The sequence below is a fragment of the Pseudomonas sp. REP124 genome (assembly GCF_020164475.1).
GTDB lineage: Bacteria > Pseudomonadota > Gammaproteobacteria > Pseudomonadales > Pseudomonadaceae > Aquipseudomonas.
Genome location: NZ_JAIQWX010000093.1, coordinates 1 through 25,909, shown reverse-complemented (window position 1 = coordinate 25,909; position 25,909 = coordinate 1). Strand labels below are relative to the sequence as shown.

The window sequence follows — 25,909 nt, the reverse complement described above, 5'->3', positions numbered from 1 at the left end:
GGTCCCAAGTTGCAAATAGGACCGCTCGCCAACGAAGGCGAGCGGCGGTCAAGCAGTGTTACTTCGCAGCTTTCATTTTCTCTTCGATTTTCTTGTCAACGTCTGCGCGGATCTGGTCGATGCTGAAGCTCGCCGGGCGTTGGCTTGGCGGGTAATCGACGAAGGTCTGCAGGAAGGCCGCCGATCTGCGGATACCGTCAAACAGCAGATAGTCGTTCTTCGCCAGCCAGTCAAAGTATTGATCGGACACTACGTCGGCACGCTCGTAGGGGTCCATGCGCAGATTGAACAGCTTCGGCACCCGCAGGCAGGTAAACGGTTCGCTCCAGACCTTGAAGCCACCCGGTGCCCGCTGTTCGCAGAAGACAAGCTTCCAGTCGTTGTAGCGCATGCTCACCAGTTCGCCATCGTCGTTGAAGTAGTAGAACTCGTTGCGCGCGCTCTTGTCGGTTTTGCCAGTCAGGTAATCGAGCTGGTTGAAACCGTCCAGATGGACCTTGAAGTTCTTCCCGCCGACGTCGGCACCCTTGAGCAGGCGTTCCTTGATGTCGGTATCACCGACGGCCGCCAGCAAGGTCGGGAACCAGTCCATCCCGGAGAACATCTGGGTGGACACTTCACCCGGTTTGACCTTGCCCGGCCAGCGAATCATCGCCGGTACCCGGTAGGCGCCTTCCCAGTTGGAGTTTTTCTCGTTGCGGAACGGCGTGGTCGCCGCATCCGGCCAGGACCACTGGTTAGGGCCGTTGTCGGTGGTGTAGACCACGATGGTGTTGTCGGCGACTTTCAGGTCGTCCAGGGTCTTGAGCAACTTGCCGACGTCGCCATCGTGTTCAAGCATGCCGTCGGCATATTCGTTGCCGACCATGCCGCTCTGGCCCTGCATGGATTCGCGCACATGAGTGAAGGCGTGCATGCGGGTGGTGTTCATCCAGACGAAGAACGGTTTGTCCGCCTTGACCTGTTTGTCGATGAATGCCTGGGCGGCCGCGGTAGTCTCGTCGTCGATGGTCTCCATGCGTTTCTTGTTCAGAGGACCGGTGTCTTCGATCTTGCCGTCGGCGAAGCTGTGGATCACGCCACGGGGCGAAGCCGCCTTGACGAAGGCGGCATCATCTTTCGGCCAATAAGGACGCTCCGGCTCCTCTTCGGCATTAAGGTGGTACAGGTTGCCGAAGAACTCGTCGAAACCGTGGTTGGTAGGCAGGTACTCGTCCTTGTCCCCCAAGTGGTTCTTGCCGAACTGGCCTGTTGCATAGCCGTGGGCCTTGAGCGCCTGGGCGATGGTCACGTCCCGCGCCTGCAGGCCGACCGGTACGCCGGGCATGCCCACTTTGGAAAGGCCCGTGCGCAGCGCCGATTGACCGGTAATGAAGGTCGAGCGTCCCGCCGTGCAGCTGTTCTCCGCGTAATAGTCGGTGAACATCATGCCTTCCTTGGCAATACGGTCGATGTTGGGGGTCTTGTAGCCGACCACGCCCATGGAATAGGCACTGATGTTGGTCTGGCCGATGTCATCGCCGAAGATCACGAGGATGTTGGGCTTGTCGGCGGCCCCGGCGGCAGCCGAGAACGCCATCACCGAAGCCGCCAGCAAGGCCGCCTTCGGTATCCACTTGCGTATGCCAGTCATATGACTTGCTCCTTCTACTCATTTTCGTCGCGTGTTGCGACAACCGTTCGTTGCGGTCCTGCCTACGCTTGCTCTTGCTTACTGCACTTGCCCGTTTATGGCGTCGAACGGGTAGATCCGGCGCCATTCGGCGGCCATGTCCACGACTGTCCAGCCACGTTTGTTCGCTTCATCCAGTGCCTTGTCCAGACGGCCGACCTGGGACTGTCGGTCATAGGCCCATTCACGTTTGGCGTCGGTGTGATGCACGAGCCCCATGAAACGCTTGCCGGTGCCGGCCGCGGTCCACTGGAGCATCTGCAGGTCGCCGTCGGAGTTGCCGAAGGCGAGAATCGGACGGCGCCCGATCACCGCTTCGATGCTGACCGGCTTGCCCGGACCGTCATCGTTGTGCGCCAGTTTTTGCGTACGCAGGATCGAAGCCTTGCCATCCTTGTAATCGAAGGTGGTGACGAACGTGGTGCCGATCACCTGCTCGGGTGGAACGCCGTAAACCTTCTCGGCGAAGGCGCGCATGAAGCCGGTTTCGCCGCCTGAGACGATGTACGTCTTGAAGTCCTGGCTGCGCAGGTAGTCGAGCATTTCCAGCATCGGCTGGAAGATCATTTCGGTATAGGGCTTGCCGGTTTTCGGGTGACGGGCCTTGCTCAGCCAGGTCTTGGCGTAGTCGTCGAAGGCTTCGGTGGTCATGCCGCCGTGGGTGGCGGCGAAAATTTTCATCAGGCCATCCATGCCGCTCGCGGTCAGGGCCTGGTGGTCGTCTTCAAGCACCGCCTTGAATGGCTGGGTGGTTTTCCATTCCGGATGCTGCGCGGCATTGCGCTTGACCTCGTCCAGGGCAAACAGGAACTCGAAGTACATCGGCTGCTCGCTCCACAGCGTACCGTCATTGTCGAATACGGCGATGCGCTCTTCGGGTCTGACGAAGTCCTTGCTGGATTGATCGGTCACTGCCTGGACGAATTCGATGATGCTCTTCTTCGACGGACTGTCGTTCCAGGATGGCAGCGGCTCGGCGGCCTGGACTAGCAAGGGCAGGCTCAGGGCCAAGGTCAGCAGAAACTTGAATCCGTGAAGCTGGCGTAATAATGGCGGCGTCATGATCACAGATCCTTCTCGCGAACAGGGTTGAGAGGTAGAAGTGCTGGTGCGACTGATTCCTTGTTTTGTTCGGACTGACTATGCAGCGTAGTCAAGGATTTCCCGAACTGGCGCAGCGCCTGATCTCCGGTTGGCTCACGGCTGTAACAGGCACGTAACAGGGTTTGCAGTCGCGGGCCGAGGCCGGTGAGTTGCAGGCCCTTGCCGCTGCGGCGCGTCCACAGATACAGCGCGCTCAATTGCGGCGGCTGGCCTTCGATCTGCGCGGGAATCTGCTGCCAGGCGTAGTCGGCGGATTCAAGCCATGCGGCATGACGGGCGCGGCGTTTGGCCTGCCAGTCGAGGTAAGCACGATGGATGAATGGGCGGGCGAACCAGACCAGCAGCGCCACGCCAAGCAATAGCGCGAGCAGGCCCAGCACAGACCTCGACAGATGCAGTGATTGTTGCCGGCCGAGTTTTTTCAGGTCTTCTGCGATCGAGAACACGGGTTTGTAGGTGCTGTTGGCCACAGCATCGAACTCGACCGCAGGCACTTGTGCGGTACGGGATTGCTGGCTGCCGGCGTCCCACCATTTGAGTTCGATGGCGGGCAGGGTGTAGTGGCCTTCGCGGTCGATGCGGTAGGTCACGCTGTCGATGCGCTGGCCGCCGGTGAAATGGCCGCGACCGTCGTCCAGGCTGGTGACTTGCGGGTTTTTCGGGTAGCGACTCAGTCCGCTGACGTCGGTCGATGCGGGCGTTGGGAGCGACATGGCGAGCGCACCGTCCGCCTGGAGCGTCAGTTCACGGGTGATGCTGTCGCCGGCTTTCAGCGCCGTTTGTGGCTTGATGAGGTTTTGGGTGAAACGCAGCCCTTGCGCCACCAGCACCGGTTCACCTGGTTTGAAGCCAGGCGGTTGTGTTGTCGTGAAATGCAGCGGCTGGGTTTGCGCGCTGAGTTCGGTGGTGGCCTGGCCGGGTTTGGCTTGAACGGTCAGCGCCGGGATGTCGAAGTTCTGGGCCAGATTCGGCGTGATCAGGTAGCGGTAGCGCATCCCGCTCAAGGATTTGCCGTCGGCGGTCTGGTTCAGGTGCTCGGCATGACCGTCCGGCGGCACCACCAGGGCGCCCGGCAGTTTCAGGTCGGGCAGGGTGGGGGCGTCGGTGAACCAGGTGTCGGTGAGGATGTCGAGTTGCAGTTCGACCACACTGCCGACCATGGGGGAAGCGGGTTGTACTCGGGCTTGGACTCGGAGTTCGGGTTCGGCGGCGAGGGTGGTTGTGGTGATCAGGGCTATGAGTAGGGCGCCGAGTGTTGTGGTGAATTTTCGGGCGCTTTCGCGAGCAAGCCCGCTCCCACACTGGATTTGTGTGCACCGCAAGTCCCCTGTGGGAGCGGGCTTGCTCGCGAAGGCGGCAACTCGGTCTATGAGCCAGTTCATGGCTTGGCCCCCACCTGATCCTGCAAGCTGAACTTCTGCTTCAAAAACTTGGCCGGCGAGGTACTCAGGTTCTGCAACCACTGCTCATCCGACGCCGCTTGCTCGGTCTTCAGCGCCTTGCTCTGCCCCTTGCCCGGCGCCTTGTCCATCTTGATTTCATCGGGCTTGGTTTCCGGAGCATTTTCCTCTGCGCTTTCAGTGTCCTTCTGCAAGGCAATGGCCAGAGCCAGATTGGCGGTGGCTTCGGGGAATTGCGGCTGCAACTTCAGTGCTTCGGTATAAGCGGCAATCGCCTCGTCGAACTTGAAGCGGCGCACATAAATGTTGCCCAGATAGAAATACGCCTGTGGCGTTTGCAGGCGGGCGAAGCTGGCCAGGGCCAGGTCGTAATCGGCGGCGTTGTAGGCGGCTATGCCCTTCCAGTAGGGGTCGACAAAGTGCGCGGCGGCCAGCGGGAAGTGTTCATGTTCGAAGGCCCAGCGCCCTTGCTGGTCCGGGGTGAAGAAGGCGTCGGTCAGCGCATTGGCTTGCGCCGGAGATGGCGCAACGCTCAAGCCCACCGCCAACAGCAGGGCGGGCATCCAGTTCAGGCTCCAGCCTTTGCGTACGCTGAAGAAGGCGATCAACAGCAGCGGCCAGCACAGCCAGTAGCCGGCGTCCTTCCAGTGCAACTCACGCTGCTCGTCGTCGGTCGCCTGGAAGTGCTGCTGGGCGTGCAGGTCGATCCAGTCAAGATCGTCGTTGTTCAAGGTCAGGCTGCCCAGCGGGGCGTCCAGTGCTGAAGCCAATTGCTTGAGCGCGGCCTGTTCGAAAGTGCCCAGTGTAGGGCGACCGTTGCCATCGGTGCGCGGCTGGCCGCTGGCGTCGCGGATGATGCCGCCGTCTTCGTTGCCGACGGCGAGGATCAGCACTTGCAGGTCGGTGCCGTCGAGTTGTTTCGCCAGGTCATTCGAGGCATCGGCGCCGTCGGTGATCAGCAGAAGCGTGCCGGGCGTTTTCTCCGCCGCCAGCAGGCGCTTGGCCTGCTCGATGACCGCGCTGACATCCTTGCCCGGCTTGTCGATCAGGTTGGTGCTCAGGGCCTGGATAAAGGTGTCGAGCAAGGCCGGATCGTCCGTTGCCGGCAGCACAAGGTGCGCACTGCCTGCATAGGCGACCAGCGCATTGCGCGCCCCGGTGCGTCGCTGAATCAGGTCATGGACCTTGTGTTTTGCCGCTTCAAGACGCGTCGGTTGCACATCACTGGCGTCCATCGACGGCGAAAGATCCATGGCAATGATCAGCGGCGCACGGTTTTCCAGAAAGTCCGGTCGATCCTGTTCCCAGGTCGGTCCGGCGGCGGCCAGCGCGCCGAGCATCAGCAGCGCACAGACCAGATGCACCGGGCGCAGCCATTGGTGGTCCTGCGGAGTGATCAGCAGATGGGGCAGCAGGTGTTCGGCGATGTTGCCGCGCAGGCTCCGTTGCAGGTCACGGCTGCGGCGCCACAACAGTGGCAGCAGGGCGGCGAAGGGCAGCAGCAACAGCCACAGCGGGCGCAGGAAATGGAAGTCACCGAGATTGATCTCCATCTCAGGCCTCCTGCCGCTGTCGGACGTTAGAGAGTTGAGGGCGCAGCCAGGCAAACAGGTGATAGAGCGCCAGCAGCACGATTGCCGCGCCCAGCGGCCACCAGAACAGATCCTTCTTCGGTTGATGGCTGAGGGTTTTCACCTGATGCGGGGTGAGGGTGTCGAGGGTGTCGTAGACCTGATTCAGCGCATTGCGGTCTTCGGCACGGAAGAACTTGCCGCCGGTGGCTTCGGCGATCTGCTGCAAGCTTTGCAGGTTGACCCGCGATTCTCCTTCGGCCGCCGGGTCGCCAATGCCGATGGTATGGATCACCACACCTTTGGCGGCCGCCATCTGCGCCGCGTGGTCGGGGGTGATGGCACTGCTGGTGTCATTGCCGTCGGTGAGCAGGATCACTACCTTTTCAGGCTCATCGGCCTTATCCAACAGCTTCAGGCTCAGGCCGATGGCATCGCCGATGGCGGTGTTGGGGCCGGCCATGCCGATGCCGGTGTCGTCCAGCAGCAACGACAGGCTGGCGTGATCGAGGGTCAACGGTGCTTGCGGATAGGCACCGCTGCCGAACACGATCAGGCCCAGGCGATCTTCTTTACGCTTGTCGATGAAGCCGTGCACCACGTCCTTGACCGCCACCAGACGATTGATTTTCTGGCCGCTGGCGTCGGTGAAGTCGGTGGTTTCCATGGACTGGGACAGGTCGATGGCCAGCATCAGGTCACGCACCGGTTGCTGGCGCTCGATGGGTTTTTCCACGTACACCGGCCGGGCCGCTGCCAGCAGCAACAGCCCCCATACCAGCAGGTTCAACAACAGCTGCCAGCGGTTGCTGCGGGTGCCGGCCTGACTCGGTGCCTCGCCGACCGCACGACTCATCGCGGCAAAAAACGGTACCCGCACCGCGCTGCGCGCTTCGCGGTAATCGGGCAGGTAGCGATAGCCGAACCACGGCAGGGGCAGCAGGAGCAACAGCCAGGGGTAATCAAGCTGCCACATGGTGATGCTCCACCCAGAGTTTGCAGGTGTCGAACAGGTGCTGGCGTTGTTCGGCGGGGAGGGCGCGCAGGGTGGATTCGGGTGCGTAGGCCAGCAGTGCCAATTGCTGGCTGAAGTCGGCGGGAAGCGGTTGTTTGATATGTCGCTGCAAGTAAGCTTGCCAACCATCTCTATCAAGCGCAGCAGGACCCTGTGGGAGCGGGCTTGCTCGCGAAGAGGCCGGACCATTCAAAATCGAAGTCGACTGACCCGACGCCTTCGCGAGCAAGCCCGCTCCCACAGGGATCTTCATATGCCGAGGGGGCATTGAAAGGGCCACTCGCTTGAGCAGCTCCGGCAACTCACGCAACGCATTCAAATCATCACTGCGCTTTTGCAACTGCGCCAACCGAACCAGCGCTTCCCGCCGATAACGATCCCGCCGCCACTGCCAGTAACGCCGCGCACCGATAATCAAAGCAGTCAACACCAGCGCCGCCAGCAACACCCACCAACCCCAGGTCTGCGGCGCATAACTCACCGGCGCCGGCAACGCGATCTCCTTGAGTTGATCAATGCTCGGCACGTTAGGATTCATCGCGCATTCCCGCTGAGCTTGCCCAGTTCTGCGCGCAATTGTTCCTGGGCATCGAGTGCCGTGCTGAACATCATCAACGGCACCTGACTGCGGCGCAGCAAGGTGGCGACGTCCTTCAATCGCCCGCCGAGAAAATCCCCAAGCGGTTGATGCACCTGACGCCGCTCCACCGCCAGCTCAACCTGCAACTGACCCTGGGTGACCAGCAGACGTCCGTTTTTCGGCAGGTTCAGCGCCAACGGATCGTAAACCTGCATGGCGATCACATCGTTGTGCGCCGCCAGCTGCCGCATCAATTGCAGGGTGCGTTCGCCGGCGCCGGCAAAGTCGCTGACGATGCAGATCAAATGATCGTGCCCGGCCACCGCCAGGCATCGCTGCAACACACGGTCGAGCTGGTCTTCACCCTCGGCGTCCGGGCTCGCCGCGCTCAGGGCCTGGTTCTGCTGGGCGATGTGACTGCACAGCGCTTCGATGCGCTTGCGGCTGCGCAACGGTGAAACGCTGTCGATGCGCTGATCGTTGAACACCAAACCGCCCACCCGGTCGCCGGCGTTGAACACCATCCATGCGGCCAGGGCGCCAAGCTCGGCGGCCGTCGCGGACTTGAAGCTGCGTTGCGAGCCGAAGAACATCGACATGCGCTGGTCCACCAGGATCAGCGCCGGGCGGTCGCGCTCTTCGGTAAACGTGCGAACCACCGGTTTGCCGGTGCGCAGCGAGGCGCGCCAGTCGAGGTGGCGCAGATCGTCGCCGGGTTGATAGCGGCGCAGTTCATCGAAATTCAGCCCACGACCGCGCAGGCGCGAGGCATGGTTACCGGCGAGGATGCTGCCGCGAGGTTGGCGCGCCTGGAAACTCAGGTCACGGGCCTTGAACTCCAGGGCCATCAACTGCGCCAGAGAAACGTAGACCAGTCCATCGACCGTCATGCAGGAATCGCGACTTTGTCGAGCAGACGGTCGATCACTTGATCGGCTGTCACTCCGTCGGCCACCGCGTCGTAGCTCAGGTGCAGGCGATGGCGCAGCACCGGGTGGACCACGGCGCGCACGTTGTCCGGCGAGACGAAGTCCTGGCCCTGCAACCACGCCTCGGCGCGGGAACAGCGGTCCAGGCCAATGCCGCCGCGGGGGCTGGCGCCGACATTGATCCAGCGACCGAGGTCGGCGTCGTAGTCAGTGGGGTAGCGAGTGGCGTTGATCAGGTCGATCAGGTAACGGTCGATAGCGGGGGAGACATGCACCGCGCTGACTTCCCGGCGCGCAGCGAAGATCACTTCCTGAGGCAGGGAAAAACCCTGAACGGCGGCGGTTTTTGCGCCGAGGGCCTGTTCTTCCTCACGCAACAGGCGCAGCACCTGGCTTTCGTTTTCGGCGCTGGGATAGTCCAGCAGCACTTTCATCAGGAAACGGTCCATCTGCGCTTCGGGCAGCGGGTAAGTGCCTTCCTGTTCGATGGGGTTCTGGGTGGCGACCACGATGAACAGTTCCGGCAGCACATGACTATTGCCGGCCACGGTGATCTGCCGTTCTTCCATGGCTTCGAGCAGCGCGGCCTGGACCTTGGCCGGGGCGCGGTTGATCTCGTCGGCCAGGATCAGGTTGCCGAACAGCGGTCCGGGCTGAAAACGGATTTCGTTTTTGCCCTCGACCTGATGCAGCACTTCAGCGCCGGTGATGTCCGAGGGCAGCAGGTCCGGAGTGAACTGGATACGACTCATCTTCGCGTCCAGATGCCGCGCCAGGGCCTTGACCGTGCGAGTCTTGGCAAGGCCCGGCAAGCTCTCCAGCAGCAGGTGGCCGTTGGCCAACAGGCCGACCAGAATCTGCCGGATCACCTGGTCCTGGCCGAGCACCGCTTCGGCGATGCTGGCTTGCAGGGCATTGAGGTCGTTGAGTGCAGACATGGCCGAGTCCCTTCTGTGAAGTTTTCGCGCACTGTTGTGTTTAAAAATTTCAGATTGAACATTAGGCGAAAAATCCACAAACCGCCTGAAACGGGTGGGTTGGCGATGTCGCAGCCCCGATGTGCAAACAACCAAAAAACCTGTGGGAGCGAGCCTGCTCGCGATGAGTGTCCAGACATCGCTGGCATTCAGGCGCCCCGCGTCATCGTTCACGTCCATCGCGAGCAGGCTCGCTCCTACTTTGTTTAAAAGCTTGTCCGTAGGAACGGTTTGGGCCTACGCGGTCTTGCGGCGTGACCTACAGAATTGCCGGAAGCCGCTGACTGGTGGGGTTTTGGGGGAATCTTTATCGTTTGCGGTGTCGCTGCAAACTCAGCGACCGGGCCTGGAAACCTGAAGGGGTAAACGAAGGAAAACGCTCTCATAACGAATGAAGGTAAAACCATGTCCAAAGCTACCCCTAATTCCCCTGATACAGATTCCCAAGCTTCCCACGAAGACGAAAAGCTCAAGGAAGCCGCCGACCGCGCTTTCTCTCACTACTTCCCGCCCGCACAAGAAAAATCAGGCAAACGCCGAAAATTTCAGCTCTTCACCGTTTCCCCCGGTATCGATACCGAAGCCCTGCTGGCCAACGCCTCCGAGGACCTGCTGTCCATCAGCGCCATTGCGGCGGATCTGGCGGACGATGTGGAGGGTTCGCGCCGTTCTGTGGCGTTAGCGCTCAGCCGGATGGCTGACGGGGTGCATTTGTTGGTGGAGCGGGCGCTGGATCACCAAGAGGCGGTGAATCAGGCCAAGGGTTAAGAGACTGGACCACCGATGATCGATCGTTCCCACGCTCTGCGTGGGAATGCCTCCACGGACGCTCCGCGTTCGGCTTTTGATTGGGACGCAGAGCGTCCCTGGCTGCGTTCCCACGCGGAGCGTGGGAACGATCAAAGATCAAAAGATCGCAGCCAGCAGTGCAGAAACACGCTCTGTCGCAGTTTTGTGTCAGTCCCTAGAAAAACGCCAGGGTCATGTTGACCGCCACGCCGTTGCCCTCAGGGCGATTCTTGGTGTCGAACTCCGGCACCCAGCGCAGGCTGAGGTTGGCCTGGGCGTCGGCGAACTTGCCGGCCCAGCCGATCATTGGACCCGCACCCACGGAGCGCCCGCGAAAACCGCTGGTGGCGCCGGAACCGGTGTCATCGCTGATCTGCTGGATGTAGCCCGCTGCCAAACCGGCGGCCCAGCCATTGCCGAATCCGTGGGTCCAGAGGGCGTCGAGGGTGAAGATGTCGCCGTTCTGGTAATCCGTTTCATCATTTTCGGTGTAGAACTCCAGCCCGCTGGACAGGGTGAATTCGCCACCTTTGCCGTCCAGATGGGTGAAGGCCACGGTGGGCATGAAGGTGTAGGTGTTCTGTCCGGGGTTGGCCAGGCGATCGACGTTGTAGGCACCGGTCGGCACGTAGATCGGCAGCGAAAAGGAGATGTGGTTCACCTCATCGAAGTGGTATCCGGCGGCAATTGGCGTGACCAGCATGTCGGCGAACTGGGTGCCGCTGTCACTGGTGCCCAGCGTGCGGCCACGGGGGCCGGTGATGCTGGCGCTGACGTCGGTGTACTGCACCGGCACGCCGACGGCCGAGGCATAGTTCCAGCGACCTTTGCCGGTGTCCCAGACATGGGTGAAGTTGGCGATGGTGTAGGACACCTTCATGTCCAGCCCGGTACTCACGGCACCGCCAATGGGCACCTGGGTACTGCCCTTGAGGTCGCCGTCGTACCAGATGCTGCTCAGCGACATCACCCAGCCGGGTTCGGGTGGCACGATGCCGGCATTGGAGAAGACCTGCTGGCCGGTGATTGGTCGGCCGACGCCGCCTTCAGCCGCCAGTACCCATTGACTGTTTGCGACCAGGCACAGCGCCAGTAACGGGCGCACTGCGAAGGGCTTGATCATGTGTTGCTCCGCTGATGATTTGAGTGGTGTAGCTAACTGCTTGTGGGCTGGTCTCGGCGCCGACGCCGCAACTGACGAACATGGTCATCAGGCCGAAGCCGGCGGTACGAATGGCTATGTGCATGGCGTGGGCCTCACTTTCCAGACGTGATGGTGTGCCCCGCGAACGGCGGGAAGGCTCGTTTTGGCGTGGGCGTTGGGAGTGTCGGGGTTGTCTGTTTCGGGGCGCAGCGCGCTGCCCGTGTCTATGTTCGGCGGGTTGCTGCTTTGAGTACGAATGGCAGACGAACTGAGGACTGCCGACGCTCGGGCGTTCGCTCCTGAATGGTTGGACATGATTCCCCGGTTCCCTGGTGGCTCATTGGGCGGCGCCTCTTCGAACGGAGCACGGCCGCTGTTGCGTAGTCTCTTTCCCGCGAGGCTTGTAGGACATGTCTTTTGAAGCTAGCAGCTAAAGGGGGGTTAGCCAGTCGGAGGGGTTAATTCTTTGGTGGTATCACACGGTCCCCCTGTAGGAGCGAGCATGCTCGCGATGGAGGTCAACGATAACGCGGGCTGTCTTAATGCCAGCGGTGCCTGGGCTACCATCGCGAGCATGCTCGCTCCTACAGGTCGGGGTGGCTCAGCATTTGCGGCTCTGCCCGAACGCCCGCTCTTCCTGCTCACGCAGCTCGGGCGTCAGTTCCTCCCCGAAATCCTCCATCTCGAACACCTGTCGAATCTCGATCTCCGGCTCAGTCCCGGGCATCGGGTTAGGGCAGCGTTTGACCCATTCGATGGCTTCTTCTTTCGATTTGACCTGCCACAACCAAAAACCGGCGATTAGTTCCTTGGTTTCGGCGAAGGGGCCGTCGATCACCGTGCGTTTGTCGCCGGAAAAGCTCACGCGGGTGCCTTTGCTGCTCGGATGCAGGCCTTCGCCGGCGAGGAGGATGCCAGCCTTGGCCAGCTCTTCGTTGTAATTGCCCATGGCGGTGAGCAGTTCGGTGCTGGGCATGATGCCGGCTTCGGAATCCTGGCTGGCCTTGATAATGATCATGAAGCGCATGGTGTTATCTCCGCTGGATTTGGATGATTCACTTATAGTCGAACGAGCGCCTGCGCAATCGACAGCGGTGCAACACAAATCACGGATTCTTTTGTCGATCACAAATCGCGTAAACACCGAGAACCTGTGGGAGCGGGCTTGCCCGCGAAGAGGCCGGCACATTCACCATCGATGTCGGCCTGTCTGACGCCTTCGCGGGCAAGCCCGCTCCCACAGTTGACCGCGTTTCCCCGCGGGACAACGTACGAAGAAATCACGATTTGTATCCGGGGTAGGTCGCCGGCCGATTTCGTGGTTAACTTCCGCCTCTTCACGACTCTCTACATCAACGTTCAGAAGGACTCCGTTCATGGCTCAAGTGACTCTCAAAGGCAACCCGGTTCAAGTCAACGGCGAGCTGCCACAAGCCGGTTCCAAGGCGCCAGCCTTTTCCCTGGTTGCCGGCAATCTGTCCGACGTCACCCTGAAAGACTTTGCCGGCAAGCGCAAAGTGCTGAACATCTTCCCAAGCGTCGACACCCCGACCTGCGCCACTTCGGTACGCAAGTTCAACGCCCAGGCCAATGACATCGCCAACACTGTTGTGCTGTGCATTTCCGCCGACCTGCCATTCGCCCAAGCCCGTTTCTGCGGTGCCGAAGGCCTGGAAAACGTGCAGAACCTGTCGACCCTGCGCGGTGCCGAATTCATCCAGAACTACGGCGTGGCCATCGCCGACGGCCCGCTCAAAGGCCTGACCGCCCGTGCGGTGGTGGTTCTGGACGAGAACGACAACGTGCTGCACAGCGAACTGGTCAAGGAAATCGCTGAAGAACCGAACTACGAAGCAGCACTCGCTGTTCTGAAGTAACTGCGCATTACAATTGTTAACGGCCTGGCCCTGTCCAGGCCGTTTTCATTTGTGCTTCAGTGTCTTACACAAATCTCTTGTTACGTAAGCCAAAGGTAAATTGCCGGTAAAGCCGCTTTGCTTACCAGCCGTCAGTGCTTATCGTTCAGCCTTATGTAACAGAAGCCCACGCGCCCAATGGTTGATCTCTCAATGCAATCCTCCGCTTCCCGTAGTCCCCGTCGCTGGCTGTTCGGCCTGCTTGTCCTGTTGGTCATCGCCGCCCTGTGCTGGAAATTCTGGCCCGGCGGTGCTGCGCCGAAAGAAGGGGCACAGCCAAAGGCCGCAGCAGGGCATACGGGCAGGGCAGGCGGGATGCGTCCGGGGTTCGGCGGCGCTTCCGGCCCGGTTCCGGTGCGTGTGGCACCGGCGGTCAAGGGCGATTTCCCGCTGTATTACAAGGCGCTGGGCACCGTTACGGCGCTGAACACCATCAATGTGCGCAGCCGCGTCGGTGGCGAACTGGTCAAGATCTACTTCGAGGAAGGGCAGATGGTGAAAGCTGGCGATCTGCTGGCTGAAATCGACCCACGTCCGTACCAGAACGCCTTGCTCCAGGCCGAAGGCACCTTGCTGCAGAACCAGGCGCAGTTGAAGAACGCTCAGGTGGATGTAGAGCGTTACACCGGTCTTTACAAGGAAGACAGCATCGCCAAGCAGACCCTGGACACCGCGGTCGCGCTGGTCGGCCAGTTCCAGGGCACGGTCAAGACCAATCAGGCGGCGGTCAACGACGCCAAGCTCAATCTGGAATTCACCAAGATCCGCGCGCCGATTGCCGGTTGCGTTGGCCTGCGCCAGCTCGACGTCGGCAACCTCGTCGCCGCCAACGACACCACGGCGCTGGCGATCATCACCCAGACCCAGCCGATCAGCGTCGCCTTCACCCTCCCGGAAAACAGCCTCGACACCGTGCTCGCCCGCTATCGCAGCGGCGCCAAGCTGCCGGCCGAAGCCTGGGACCGTGGCGACACCAAGCTGCAGGCCACCGGCGTACTGCAGAGCCTGGACAACCAGATCGATGTCACCACCGGCACCCTGAAGTTCAAGGCCCGCTACGACAACCGCGACCAGGCGCTGTTCCCCAACCAGTTCGTCAACGTGCGCCTGCTGGCCGACACCCTGAAAGACGTGATCCTGGCGCCATCCGCCGCGATCCAGTTCGGCACCAACGGCACCTTCGTCTACGCCCTGGACGGCGACAAGAAGGTCAAGATCCGCCAGTTGAAAATCGGCGCCAGTGACGGTGTAAACACCGTGGTCACCGAAGGCCTGACCGCCGGTGATCGCGTAGTGCTCGAAGGCACCGACCGCTTGAAAGACGGCAGTGATGTCGAAGTGGTCAACGATCCGCAGCAGGTGCCGACCGACCCGGCCGGCCACCTGCAGGGCAAATCGGCGGCCAGCAGCACTGAACCGGCACCTGCCGACAAGGCGAAAAAGGGCGGCGCATGAATCTCTCGCGGCTGTTCATCCTTCGCCCGGTAGCGACCACCCTGAGCATGCTGGCCATCGTTCTGGCCGGCGTGATCGCCTATCGCCTGCTGCCGGTGTCGGCATTGCCCCAGGTCGATTACCCGACCATTCGCGTGATGACCCTCTATCCCGGCGCCAGCCCGGACGTCATGACCAGCGCCGTCACCGCGCCACTGGAACGCCAGTTCGGCCAGATGCCCGGCCTGACCCAGATGGCCTCGACCAGCTCCGGCGGCGCCTCGGTGCTGACCCTGCGTTTCAGCCTCGACATCAATATGGACGTCGCCGAGCAGCAGGTGCAGGCCGCGATCAACGCCGCGACCAATCTGTTGCCCAAGGACCTGCCGGCGCCGCCGGTGTACAACAAGGTCAACCCGGCCGACACGCCGGTGCTGACCCTGGCCATCACCTCCAAGACCATGCTGTTGCCCAAGCTCAATGACCTGGTCGACACCCGCATGGCGCAAAAAATCGCCCAGATCAGCGGCGTCGGCATGGTCAGCATTGCCGGCGGCCAGCGTCAGGCGGTGCGGATCAAGGTCAATCCCGAGGCTCTGGCGGCCAACGGCCTGAACCTGTCGGACGTGCGCACACTGATTGGTGCCTCCAACGTCAACCAGCCCAAGGGCAACTTCGACGGCCCGACCCGGGTGTCGATGCTCGATGCGAACGACCAGCTGACTTCGCCCGCGGACTACGCCAACCTGATCCTCGCCTATGCCAACGGCGCGCCGTTGCGCCTCAAGGACGTGGCCGAGATCGTCGACGGTGCGGAAAACGAACGTCTGGCGGCCTGGGCCAATGAAAACCAGGCGGTGCTGCTGAACATCCAGCGCCAGCCCGGTGCCAACGTCATCGAAGTAGTGGACCGGATCAAGGCCTTGCTGCCGAGCATCACCGACAACCTGCCGGCCGGCCTTGATGTGGTGGTCCTGACCGACCGCACCCAAACTATCCGCGCCTCGGTCAAGGACGTGCAACACGAGCTGCTGATCGCCATCGCCCTGGTGGTGATGGTCACCTTTCTGTTCCTGCGCCGGGCCAGCGCCACCATCATTCCGTCGGTGGCCGTGCCGTTGTCGCTGATCGGTACTTTTGGCGTGATGTACCTCGCCGGTTTCTCGGTCAACAACCTGACCCTGATGGCCCTGACCATCGCCACCGGTTTCGTGGTGGACGATGCCATCGTGATGCTGGAGAACATTTCCCGATTCATTGAAGAGGGCGACAGCCCGTTGAATGCGGCGCTAAAGGGCGCCAAGCAGATCGGCTTCACCCTGATTTCCCTGACTCTGTCGCTGATCGCGGTACTGATTCCGCTGCTGTTCATGGCCGACGTAGTGGGGCGCCTGTTCCGCGAATTCGCCATCACCCTGGCGGTGGCGATCCTGATTTCCCTCGTTGTCTCTCTGACCCTCACGCCGATGATGTGCGCGCGGCTGCTCAAGCGTGAACCCAAGGAAGACGAGCAGGGCCGCTTCTACCGTGCCAGCGGCGCCTTCATCGACTGGATGATCGCCGCCTACGGTCGCAAGTTGCAGTGGGTGCTCAAGCACCAGCCGCTGACACTGTTGGTTGCCGTTGGAACCCTTGCGTTGACGGTGTTCCTCTATATGGCGGTACCCAAGGGCTTCTTCCCGGTGCAGGACACTGGGGTGATCCAGGGTATTTCCGAGGCGCCGCAGTCGATTTCCTTCGCCGCCATGAGCGAGCGTCAGCAGGAACTGGCCAAGGTGATCCTGGCCGACCCTGCGGTCGAGAGCCTGTCGTCCTACATCGGTGTCGACGGTGACAACTCGACGCTCAACAGCGGTCGGCTGCTGATCAACCTCAAGTCCCACAGCGATCGCGACCTCACCGCCAACCAGGTGATTGCCCGCCTGCAACCGGAACTGGACAAACTGGTGGGTATCCGTCTGTTCATGCAGCCGGTGCAGGACCTGACCATCGAGGACCGGGTCAGCCGCACTCAGTATCAGTTCAGCATGTCGTCTCCGGATTCCGAGTTGCTCAGCCTGTGGAGCGGCCGTCTGGTCGAAGCCCTGGCCGAGCGCCCGGAGCTGACCGACGTTGCCAGCGACTTGCAGGACAAAGGCCTGCAGGTCTACCTGGTGATCGACCGTGACGCCGCATCGCGAGTCGGGGTGTCGGTGTCGAATATCACCGACGCGCTGTACGACGCTTTCGGCCAGCGGCAGATTTCCACTATCTATACCCAGGCCAGCCAGTATCGCGTGGTGCTGCAATCGCAGTCCGGTGAGAAGATCGGCCCGCAGGCGCTGGACCAGATCCACGTCAAGACCACCGATGGCGGGCAGGTGCGCCTGTCCAGCCTGGCGCATATCGAAGAACGTCAGGCGCAATTGGCGATTACTCACATCGGCCAGTTCCCGGCAGTGATGATGTCGTTCAACCTGGCCCCCGGCGTGGCGCTGGGGCATGCGGTCGAGATCATCGAACAGGTGCAGAAGGACATCGGCATGCCGATTGGCGTGCAGACCCAGTTCCAGGGCGCCGCCGAGGCCTTCCAGGCGTCGCTGTCGAGCACCTTGCTGCTGATTCTTGCGGCGGTCGTCACCATGTACATCGTGCTGGGCGTGCTGTACGAGAGCTACATCCACCCGATCACCATCCTCTCTACCTTGCCCTCGGCGGCGGTCGGCGCCTTGCTGGCGTTGATCCTCAGCGGCAACGACCTGGGCATGATCGCCATCATCGGCATCATCCTGCTGATCGGTATCGTGAAGAAGAACGCGATCATGATGATCGACTTCGCCCTCGACGCTGAACGCAACCAGGGCATGGACCCGCAGACAGCGATCTATCAGGCGGCCTTGCTGCGCTTCCGGCCGATCCTGATGACTACCCTGGCCGCGTTGTTCGGCGCGGTGCCACTGATGCTGGCCACTGGTTCCGGCGCGGAATTGCGTCAACCGCTGGGTCTGGTGATGGTTGGCGGGCTGTTGCTCAGCCAGATCCTGACCCTGTTCACCACGCCGGTGATCTACCTGTATTTCGACCGCCTGGGTCGGCGCTGGGGACGCAAGCCTGAGTCAGCGGACGCGGTAGAGCAGCCATGAACCTTTCCGGACCTTTCATCAAACGCCCGGTCGCAACCATGTTGCTGAGCCTGGCGATCATGCTGCTGGGCGGCGTCAGCTTCGGCCTGTTGCCGGTGTCGCCGCTGCCGCAAATGGACTTCCCGGTGATCGTGGTCCAAGCCAGCCTGCCCGGCGCCAGCCCGGAAGTGATGGCCTCGACCGTGGCCACGCCGCTGGAGCGCTCCTTCGGCGCCATCGCCGGGGTCAACACCATGAGCAGCCGATCAAGCCAGGGCTCGACCCGGGTGATCCTGCAATTCGACCTGGACCGCGACATCAACGGCGCTGCCCGGGAAGTGCAGGCGGCGATCAACGCCTCGCGCAACCTGCTGCCCAGCGGTATGCGCAGCATGCCGACCTACAAGAAGGTCAACCCGTCCCAGGCGCCGATCATGGTGCTTTCGCTGACTTCTGATGTTCTGGAGAAGGGCCAGCTGTATGACCTGGCCTCGACCATCCTGTCCCAGAGCCTGTCCCAGGTGCAGGGCGTCGGCGAAGTGCAGATCGGCGGCAGCTCCCTGCCGGCGGTGCGCATCGAGCTCGAACCCCAGGCGCTGAACCAGTATGGCGTGGCCCTGGATGACGTGCGCAACACCATCGCCAACGCCAACGTGCGCCGACCCAAGGGTTCGGTGGAGGACGATCAGCGGCTGTGGCAGGTACAGGCCAACGACCAGTTGGAAAAAGCCAAGGATTACGAGTCGCTGATCATCCACTATGCCGATGGCGCGGCTCTGCGCCTGAAGGATGTGGCCAAGGTCAGTGATGGCGTCGAAGACCGTTACAACAGCGGTTTCTTCAACGATGAGTCGGCGGTGCTGCTGGTGATCAACCGTCAGGCGGGCGCCAACATCATCGAGACGGTCAACGAAATCAAGGCCCAGTTGCCGGCGTTGCAGGCGGTATTGCCGGCCAGCGTCAGACTGAACCTGGCCATGGACCGCTCGCCGGTGATCAAGGCCACCCTGCATGAAGCGGAAATGACCCTGCTGATCGCCGTGGCGCTGGTGATACTGGTGGTGTTCCTGTTCCTCGGTAACTTCCGCGCCTCGCTGATCCCGACGCTGGCGGTGCCGGTATCGCTGGTGGGCACCTTTGCCGTGATGTACCTCTACGGCTTCTCCCTCAACAACCTGTCGCTGATGGCGTTGATTCTCGCCACCGGCCTGGTGGTGGACGACGCCATCGTGGTGCTGGAGAACATCTCCCGGCATATCGACGCAGGCGTCAAACCGATGAAGGCCGCCTATCTCGGCGCTCAGGAAGTCGGTTTCACCTTGCTGTCGATGAACGTGTCACTGGTGGCGGTGTTCCTGTCGATCCTGTTCATGGGCGGCATCATCGAGAGCCTGTTCCGTGAATTCTCCATCACTCTGGCCGCGGCGATCGTGGTTTCCCTGCTGGTTTCGCTGACCCTGACGCCGATGCTCTGCGCGCGCTGGCTCAAACCCCACACGCCCGGTCAGGAAAACCGCCTTCAACGCTGGAGCGCGCGGGCCAACGAGTGGATGGTCGCCAAGTACGCCACCAGCCTCGACTGGGTGTTGCGTCATCGCCGCCTGACGCTGCTCAGCCTGTTCATCACCGTCGGTGTCAACGTCGCCCTGTACGTGGTGGTGCCGAAAACCTTTCTGCCGCAGCAGGACACCGGCCAGTTGATCGGTTTCGTACGCGGCGACGACGGCCTGTCGTTCAGCGTGATGCAGCCGAAAATGGAAATCTTCCGCCGTGCCGTGCTCAAGGACGACGCGGTGCAAAGCGTGGCCGGCTTCATCGGCGGCACCAACGGCACCAACAACGCCTTCATGCTGGTGCGCCTGAAACCGATCAAGGAACGCAACATCTCCGCGCAGAAGGTCATCGAACGCCTGCGCAAGGAAATGCCCAAGGTTGCCGGTGCGCAGTTGATGCTGATGGCCGACCAGGACCTGCAATTCGGCGGCGGCCGCGAGCAGACCACCTCGCAGTATTCCTACATCCTGCAAAGCGGTGACCTGGGAGCGCTGCGCGAGTGGTATCCGAAAGTAGTGACCGCGCTCAAGGCGTTGCCGGAGCTGACGGCGATTGACGCCCGGGAAGGCCGGGGTGCCCAGCAGGTGACGTTGATCGTCGATCGCGACCAGGCCAAGCGCCTCGGGATCGACATGGACATGGTCACGGCGGTGCTGAACAACGCCTACAGTCAGCGGCAGATTTCCACTATCTATGACAGCCTCAACCAGTATCAGGTGGTCATGGAGGTCAATCAGAAATACGCCCAGGACCCGATCACCCTCAATCAGGTGCAGGTGATCACCGCTGATGGCGCGCGGGTTCCGCTGTCGACCATCGCCCATTACGAAAACAGTCTGGAAGACGACCGGGTCAGCCACGAAGGCCAGTTCGCTTCGGAGAGCATTTCCTTCGACATGGCTGAAGGCGTGACGGTGGAGCAGGGCGGGGCTGCTATCGAACGCGCAATTGCCTCGGTCGGCCTGCCGGAAGACGTGATCGCGAAAATGGCCGGTACCGCCGATGCCTTCGCCGCGACCCAGAAGAGCCAGCCGTTCATGATCCTCGGCGCGCTGGTGGCGGTGTATCTGGTGCTTGGCGTGCTCTATGAAAGCTACATCCATCCGCTGACCATTCTCTCGACCCTGCCGTCGGCGGGCGTCGGTGCGTTGCTGTCGATCTATGCCCTGGGCGGCGAGTTCAGTCTGATCTCGCTGTTGGGCTTGTTCCTGCTAATCGGCGTGGTGAAGAAAAATGCCATCCTGATGATCGACCTGGCCTTGCAACTGGAACGCCAGCAGGGCATGGAGCCGCTGGAATCGATCCGCAATGCCTGCCTGCAACGTCTGCGACCAATCCTGATGACCACCCTGGCGGCGATCCTCGGCGCCTTGCCCTTGCTGCTCAGCCGTGCCGAAGGCGCGGAAATGCGCCAGCCGCTGGGCCTGACCATCATCGGCGGGCTGATTTTCAGCCAGGTGCTGACCCTTTACACCACCCCGGTGGTTTACCTCTATCTCGACAAGCTGCGCCATCGCTTCAACCGCTGGCGTGGCGTGCGTACCGATGCTGCTCTGGAAACTCCGCTATGAATGACCGTTCGCTGTTCAACCTTGCCGCACCGATCATCACTGCCCGCGGCTCGCGGCTACTGAGCCTGTCGTTGTGCGTTGCGATGCTCAGCGCCTGCGCCGTCGGCCCGGACTACCAGCGCCCGCAAACCGCCGAGCCTGCGCAGTACAAGGAAGCGCAGGGCTGGCGCCAGGCCAACCCCAGCGATGCCCTGGCCCGAGGTGCCTGGTGGGAGCTGTATGGTGATCAGCAGCTCAATGGCCTGATCGACAAACTCAACAGTTCCAACCAGACCGTCGCGCAATCAGAAGCCCAGTACCGTCAGGCCCAGGCCTTGGTGCGCAGCGCTCGTGGCGCGTTTTTCCCGACCGTGGACCTGACCGCCGGGAAAACCCGTTCCAGCCAGGGCACCGGCAGCAGCAGTTCGAGCCTCAGCAGTTCTTCCAGCGGTATTCGTGACACTTACACCGCACAGGCCGGTGTCAGCTGGGAAGCGGATATCTGGGGCAAGTTGCGCCGCGGCCTGGAAGCCGACACCGCCAATGCCCAGGCCAGCTTCGCCGATCTGGCGGCGATGCGCCTGAGCCAGCAGTCGGAACTGGTGCAGAACTACCTGCAATTGCGGGTGATCGATGAGCAGAAGCGTCTGCTGGAAGCGACGGTCGAGGCCTACAAACGTTCGCTGAAGATGACCGAAAACCAGTATCGCGCCGGTGTTTCCGGCAAGGATGCGGTGGCCCAGGCGCAAACGCAGCTCAAGAGTACCGAAGCGGACATGGTCGACCTGATCTGGCAACGGGCCCAGTTCGAAAACGCCATCGCCGTGTTGATAGGTCTGCCACCGGCCGAGTTCAAGCTGGCTGAAACCGACAACATTCCGGTATTGCCTGATGTGCCTCTGAGCCTGCCTTCGCAGTTGCTGGAACGGCGTCCGGACATTGCCTCCGCTGAACGTTCGGTGATCGCCGCCAATGCCAATATCGGCGTGGCCAAGGCAGCCTATTACCCGGACCTGACCCTGAGCATGAATGGGGGTTACAGCAGCAGTACCTCGAAGAATCTGTTCAGCCTGCCGAACCGGTTCTGGTCGGTGGGACCGCAACTGGCGATGACGTTGTTCGATGGTGGGCAGCGTTCGGCGGAAGTGGATCGTAGTGAAGCGGCCTACGACGAGACCGTAGCCAAGTATCGCCAAACGGTGCTCGACGGGTTCCGCGAGGTAGAAGACTTCCTGGTGCAGATCAAGGTGCTGGAAGATGAAGCGGTGGTGCGTCAGCAGGCGCTGGATGCAGCCCGCGAGTCCTTGCGTCTGACGCAGAATCAGTACAAGGCCGGGGTGATTGCGTATCTGGATGTGGTGGTGGTCCAAGCGACAGCGCTGAACAATGAACGCACCGCCCTGAACCTGCTGCAAAGCCGCCTGATCGCCAGCGTACAGTTGATTGCCGCGCTGGGCGGTGGTTGGGATGGAGAGATCGAACAACCCAACTGACCCACCCACTGTGGGAGCGGGCTTGCCCGCGAAGAGGCCGGCACATCCAACATCAATGTCGCCAGACCTGACGCCTTCGCGGGCAAGCCACGCTCCCACAGTTTTTTGCGGCGGTCACAATATCTGCGAGCACCACCACCCACTGTGGGAGCGGGCTTGCCCGCGAAGAGGCCGGCACATCCAACATCGATGTCGCCAGATCTGACGCCTTCGCGGGCAAGCCACGCTCCCACAGTTTTTTGCGGCGGTCACAATATCTGCGAACACCACCACCCACTGTGGGAGCGGACTTGCCCGCGAAGAGGCCGGCACATCCAACGTCAATGTCGCCAGATCTGACGCCTTCGCGGGCAAGCCACGCTCCCACAGTTTTTTGCGGCGAGTCATTCGAAAAGTGGCCTTATACATAAACCTGTACCGATCTTGTACGGATCTTGTACAGATCCTGCAAGCCCCATGTTTGAGCGGCTACGGCACTCAAACAAGCGTTTCATCGGACTGATGGCGAAATGATAACTTTTTTCAGTGCGTTCAACGGCGGAATCAGTACAATCGCTCAATTTCGCCCTCGAGAACGGAAGCAATACGAGGGGATTTCGAGATTTCTCCATGCTCATTGGTAGTTATTCGCCCACGCTGGTCATCATTTCGCTTTGTGTTGCGATCCTTGCCTCCTATACCGCACTGGACCTGACCGGACGTATTGCCACCGCCAAGGGCCGGGCCGCGCATTTGTGGACGGCGGGTGGTGCTTGCGCCATGGGTATCGGTGTCTGGTCGATGCATTTCATTGGCATGCTTGCGTTCAGTTTGCCGATCGATCTGGGTTATGACCTGGGCATCACCTTGCTCTCTCTGTTGATCAGTATCCTGTCATGCGGTTTCGCCCTGTGGCTGGTCAGCCAGCCGCAGATGCCGGCCTGGCAACTGGGGTTCGGTGCGTTGGTGATGGGCACCGGTATCAGTGCCATGCACTACACCGGCATGGCAGCCATGCGCATGCTGCCGGGGATCGATTACGACCCGACACTGTTCGGCACTTCGCTGCTGATTGCGGTCGGGGCATCGGGTGCGGCGTTGTGGATTGCCTTCCGCCTGCGCCGCAAGGGCCCTTATGTGCGGCTGATCCGCAGTGGCGCGGCGGTGGTGATGGGGATTGCCATTGTCGGCATGCACTACACTGGCATGGCCGCCGCGCAGTTTGCCGATGGCAGTTTCTGCGGCGCGGCGATCACCGGTTTGAACGGCAAGGGCCTCGACAATCTGGTGCTGATCACCACCCTGGCGGTGCTGAGCATTGCCTTGCTGACTTCGATTCTCGATGCGCGCCTGGAAGAGCGTACCGCCAGCCTTGCCCATTCCCTGACCGAGGCCAACCGCGAGCTGACCCAACTGGCCCTGCACGACACCCTGACCGGTCTGCCGAACCGAATTCTGCTGGCTGACCGCATCGACCAGGCGATGTCCCGGGTGGACGGCGAGGGCGGATGCTTTGCGCTGATGTTCATCGACCTGGACGGTTTCAAGCCGGTCAACGATGCGTTCGGCCATCACATGGGCGACCAGTTGCTGCGCGAAGTCAGCCTGCGCTTGCGCGAGGACCTGCGCACCCAGGACACCCTGGCGCGCATCGGCGGCGATGAGTTCGTGTTGCTGGTGCAACTTGCCGATCAGAACGACGCGATGAACCTTGCGGGCCGTCAGGTCGCGTTGATCGCCCGTTCGTTCCGGGTCGCCGAACATGACTTGCAGATCTCCGCCAGCGTCGGCATCGCCCTGTATCCCGGCAACGGCCACAGCGCCCATGAACTGCTGATGAACGCCGACGCGGCGATGTATCACGCCAAGAATGCCGGCAAGAACGGCTACCGCTTCTTCGACGCCTCGATGAACGGCAACGCGCGCAAGCAACTGCAATTGCTGCAAGACCTGCGCGCCGCCGTGGAAGAGGAACAGTTCAGTCTCTATTACCAGCCCAAGTTCGACGCTGCCAACAATCGACCGGTCGGCGCCGAGGCGCTGCTGCGCTGGGAGCATCCGACCCAGGGCATGATGCTGCCGGACAAGTTCATCGAGCTCGCGGAGAAGACCGGGCTGATCATTCCGATTGGCGACTGGGTGCTCAACGAAGCGTGCCGGCAGATGCGCGAATGGTATGTCATGGGCTACACCGACTGGCGCATCGCGGTGAACCTTTCGGCCCTGCAGTTCTGTCACGCGGGGTTGGTGCAGAGTGTGGCCAAAGCCTTGGCCACGCATCAATTGCCGGCCAACAACCTGACCCTGGAGATCACCGAAACCACCGCCATGAGCGATGCCGACGCGAGCATGACGGTGTTGCAAGAGCTTTCGGACATGGGTGTGGATCTGTCCATCGACGACTTCGGCACCGGCTATTCCAGCCTGATGTACCTTAAGCGTCTGCCGGCCAACGAACTGAAGATCGACCGTGGTTTCGTGCGCGATCTGGAGCGGGACAGCGATGATGCGGCTATCGTTTCGGCGATCGTCGCGTTGGGTCAGGCGCTGGGCCTGCGCATCGTTGCCGAAGGTGTGGAAACCGATGTCCAGCAGGACTTTCTGACGCAACTTGGTTGCAATTCATTACAGGGATATCTGTTGGGACATCCACTGCCGGCGGATCGGTTCATGGTTGAGCTGCAGCGTTCCGAGAAGCTCACACCAGCGTAAGAAAACCGCTGCCCCTGTGTAGGAGCGAGCACGCTCGCGATGGAGGCACAGGCACCGCGGGGTGTCAGGCTGCCAGCGTTATCGTTGACCTCCATCGCGAATGAATTCGCTCCTACAGGTCTGCGTCGGCGTAAGCGATTCCTTACAAAATCCATGAATGACGGTTATTCTTGCCCGCGACCGCTTACGCTTGAAACGGGGAAAGCTTGCATGGATAAAGTCATCGTCATCACTGGCGGCAGTCGCGGCATTGGAGCCGCCACGGCCCTGTTGGCCGCCGAACAAGGCTATCGCATCTGCATCAATTACCAGTCCGATGAAGAGGCCGCGCAAGCTGTGCTTGAGCAGGTCCGTGCCCTGGGTGCGCAGGCCATTGCGGTACGCGCCGATGTCAGCATCGAAGACGAAGTGATTGCCCTGTTCAACCGGGTGGACAGCGAACTGGGCCGGGTCACGGCGCTGGTCAACAACGCCGGCACCGTGGGGCACAAGTCCCGGGTCGACGAAATGTCCGAATTCCGCATCCTCAAAATCCTCAAGACCAACGTGCTGGCACCGGTGCTCTGCGCCAAGCACGCAATCCTGCGCATGTCGCCCAAGCATGGCGGGCAGGGCGGCAGCATCGTGAACGTTTCATCGGTCGCCGCGCGCCTGGGTTCGCCCAATGAGTACGTCGACTACGCCGCCTCCAAGGGCGCGCTCGACACATTCACCATCGGCTTGTCCAAGGAAGTGGCGGGTGAGGGGATTCGTGTCAATGCGGTGCGGCCGGGTTACATCTACACCGATTTCCATGCGTTGAGCGGCGATCCGGATCGGGTCAGCAAGCTGGAATCGGCGATTCCGATGGCTCGTGGCGGGCGGCCGGATGAGGTGGCGGAGGCGATTGTCTGGTTGTTGTCGGACAAGGCTTCTTATGCGACCGGGACCTTTGTTGATCTTGGGGGCGGGCGCTAGTTTCAGATGCTCTTCGACTGAGCTGACACCAT

The 25,909-nt window shown here is 61.5% G+C and carries 18 protein-coding genes; 8 read left to right on the top strand and 10 right to left on the bottom strand.

Annotated features, from left to right (window positions below):
- Positions 1-58: 58 nt before the first annotated feature.
- From K9857_RS20505 to K9857_RS20470, 8 genes are all read right to left on the bottom strand, one after another.
- Positions 59-1,633: an arylsulfatase gene (locus tag K9857_RS20505; RefSeq protein ID WP_224538752.1), complete on the bottom strand. Its 1,575-nt coding sequence runs from the start codon at positions 1,631-1,633 to the stop codon at positions 59-61.
- Between the two features lie 78 nt (positions 1,634-1,711).
- On the bottom strand, positions 1,712-2,734 hold the full coding sequence (locus K9857_RS20500; protein WP_224538750.1) for an HAD family hydrolase: 1,023 nt from the start codon (positions 2,732-2,734) through the stop codon (positions 1,712-1,714).
- Between the two features lie 2 nt (positions 2,735-2,736).
- Positions 2,737-4,158 (bottom strand): hypothetical protein, encoded by a 1,422-nt coding sequence (locus K9857_RS20495; protein ID WP_224538748.1) that lies wholly within the window; start codon positions 4,156-4,158, stop codon positions 2,737-2,739.
- Entirely contained in the window at positions 4,155-5,729 is a 1,575-nt protein-coding gene (locus K9857_RS20490) for a VWA domain-containing protein (RefSeq protein WP_224538746.1), read from the bottom strand. Before K9857_RS20490 ends, K9857_RS20495 begins: the two co-directional genes overlap by 4 nt.
- 1 nt (position 5,730) lies before the next feature.
- The gene (locus K9857_RS20485) at positions 5,731-6,723 is read right to left on the bottom strand and encodes a vWA domain-containing protein (protein WP_224538744.1); all 993 of its coding nucleotides are present in this window, start codon (positions 6,721-6,723) and stop codon (positions 5,731-5,733) included.
- Positions 6,710-7,300 (bottom strand): DUF4381 domain-containing protein, encoded by a 591-nt coding sequence (locus K9857_RS20480; protein WP_224538742.1) that lies wholly within the window; start codon positions 7,298-7,300, stop codon positions 6,710-6,712. The genes K9857_RS20485 and K9857_RS20480 overlap by 14 nt, the downstream gene beginning before the upstream one ends.
- On the bottom strand, positions 7,297-8,232 hold the full coding sequence (locus K9857_RS20475; protein WP_224538741.1) for a DUF58 domain-containing protein: 936 nt from the start codon (positions 8,230-8,232) through the stop codon (positions 7,297-7,299). The genes K9857_RS20480 and K9857_RS20475 overlap by 4 nt, the downstream gene beginning before the upstream one ends.
- Positions 8,229-9,209, bottom strand: a complete 981-nt coding sequence (locus K9857_RS20470) for an AAA family ATPase (protein ID WP_224538739.1) — start codon at positions 9,207-9,209, stop codon at positions 8,229-8,231. Before K9857_RS20470 ends, K9857_RS20475 begins: the two co-directional genes overlap by 4 nt.
- Positions 9,210-9,653: 444 nt before the next feature.
- On the opposite strand from K9857_RS20470, the gene K9857_RS20465 reads away from it, so the two are divergent.
- Complete coding sequence (locus K9857_RS20465) at positions 9,654-10,016, top strand: DUF6124 family protein (protein WP_224538737.1); 363 nt, start codon at positions 9,654-9,656, stop codon at positions 10,014-10,016.
- Positions 10,017-10,212: 196 nt separating this feature from the next.
- Here K9857_RS20465 and K9857_RS20460 read toward each other — a convergent pair whose 3' ends face one another.
- Together K9857_RS20460 and K9857_RS20455 are read right to left on the bottom strand one after the other, a co-directional pair.
- Positions 10,213-11,160 (bottom strand): transporter, encoded by a 948-nt coding sequence (locus K9857_RS20460; protein WP_224538735.1) that lies wholly within the window; start codon positions 11,158-11,160, stop codon positions 10,213-10,215.
- A gap of 622 nt (positions 11,161-11,782) precedes the next feature.
- Positions 11,783-12,208: a YciI family protein gene (locus K9857_RS20455; protein WP_224538733.1), complete on the bottom strand. Its 426-nt coding sequence runs from the start codon at positions 12,206-12,208 to the stop codon at positions 11,783-11,785.
- A gap of 349 nt (positions 12,209-12,557) precedes the next feature.
- Between K9857_RS20455 and tpx the strand changes: the two genes are divergently transcribed.
- The 7 genes from tpx (at position 12,558) to K9857_RS20420 (ending at position 25,877) form a co-directional block, all read left to right on the top strand.
- Positions 12,558-13,058, top strand: a complete 501-nt coding sequence (gene tpx / locus K9857_RS20450) for a thiol peroxidase (RefSeq protein ID WP_224538731.1) — start codon at positions 12,558-12,560, stop codon at positions 13,056-13,058.
- 177 nt (positions 13,059-13,235) lie between these two features.
- Positions 13,236-14,552, top strand: a complete 1,317-nt coding sequence (locus K9857_RS20445) for an MdtA/MuxA family multidrug efflux RND transporter periplasmic adaptor subunit (protein WP_224538729.1) — start codon at positions 13,236-13,238, stop codon at positions 14,550-14,552.
- Positions 14,549-17,653, top strand: a complete 3,105-nt coding sequence (locus K9857_RS20440) for an MdtB/MuxB family multidrug efflux RND transporter permease subunit (RefSeq protein ID WP_224538728.1) — start codon at positions 14,549-14,551, stop codon at positions 17,651-17,653. The genes K9857_RS20445 and K9857_RS20440 overlap by 4 nt, the downstream gene beginning before the upstream one ends.
- Positions 17,650-20,757 (top strand): efflux RND transporter permease subunit, encoded by a 3,108-nt coding sequence (locus K9857_RS20435; RefSeq protein ID WP_224538725.1) that lies wholly within the window; start codon positions 17,650-17,652, stop codon positions 20,755-20,757. The genes K9857_RS20440 and K9857_RS20435 overlap by 4 nt, the downstream gene beginning before the upstream one ends.
- On the top strand, positions 20,754-22,229 hold the full coding sequence (locus tag K9857_RS20430) for an efflux transporter outer membrane subunit (protein WP_224538723.1): 1,476 nt from the start codon (positions 20,754-20,756) through the stop codon (positions 22,227-22,229). Before K9857_RS20435 ends, K9857_RS20430 begins: the two co-directional genes overlap by 4 nt.
- 609 nt (positions 22,230-22,838) lie before the next feature.
- Positions 22,839-24,920, top strand: coding sequence for an EAL domain-containing protein (locus K9857_RS20425; RefSeq protein WP_224538722.1), 2,082 nt, complete (start codon positions 22,839-22,841; stop codon positions 24,918-24,920).
- 210 nt (positions 24,921-25,130) lie between these two features.
- A complete protein-coding gene (locus K9857_RS20420) occupies positions 25,131-25,877 on the top strand; it encodes an SDR family oxidoreductase (protein ID WP_224538721.1) in 747 nt (248 codons plus the stop codon).
- Positions 25,878-25,909 lie beyond the last annotated feature (32 nt).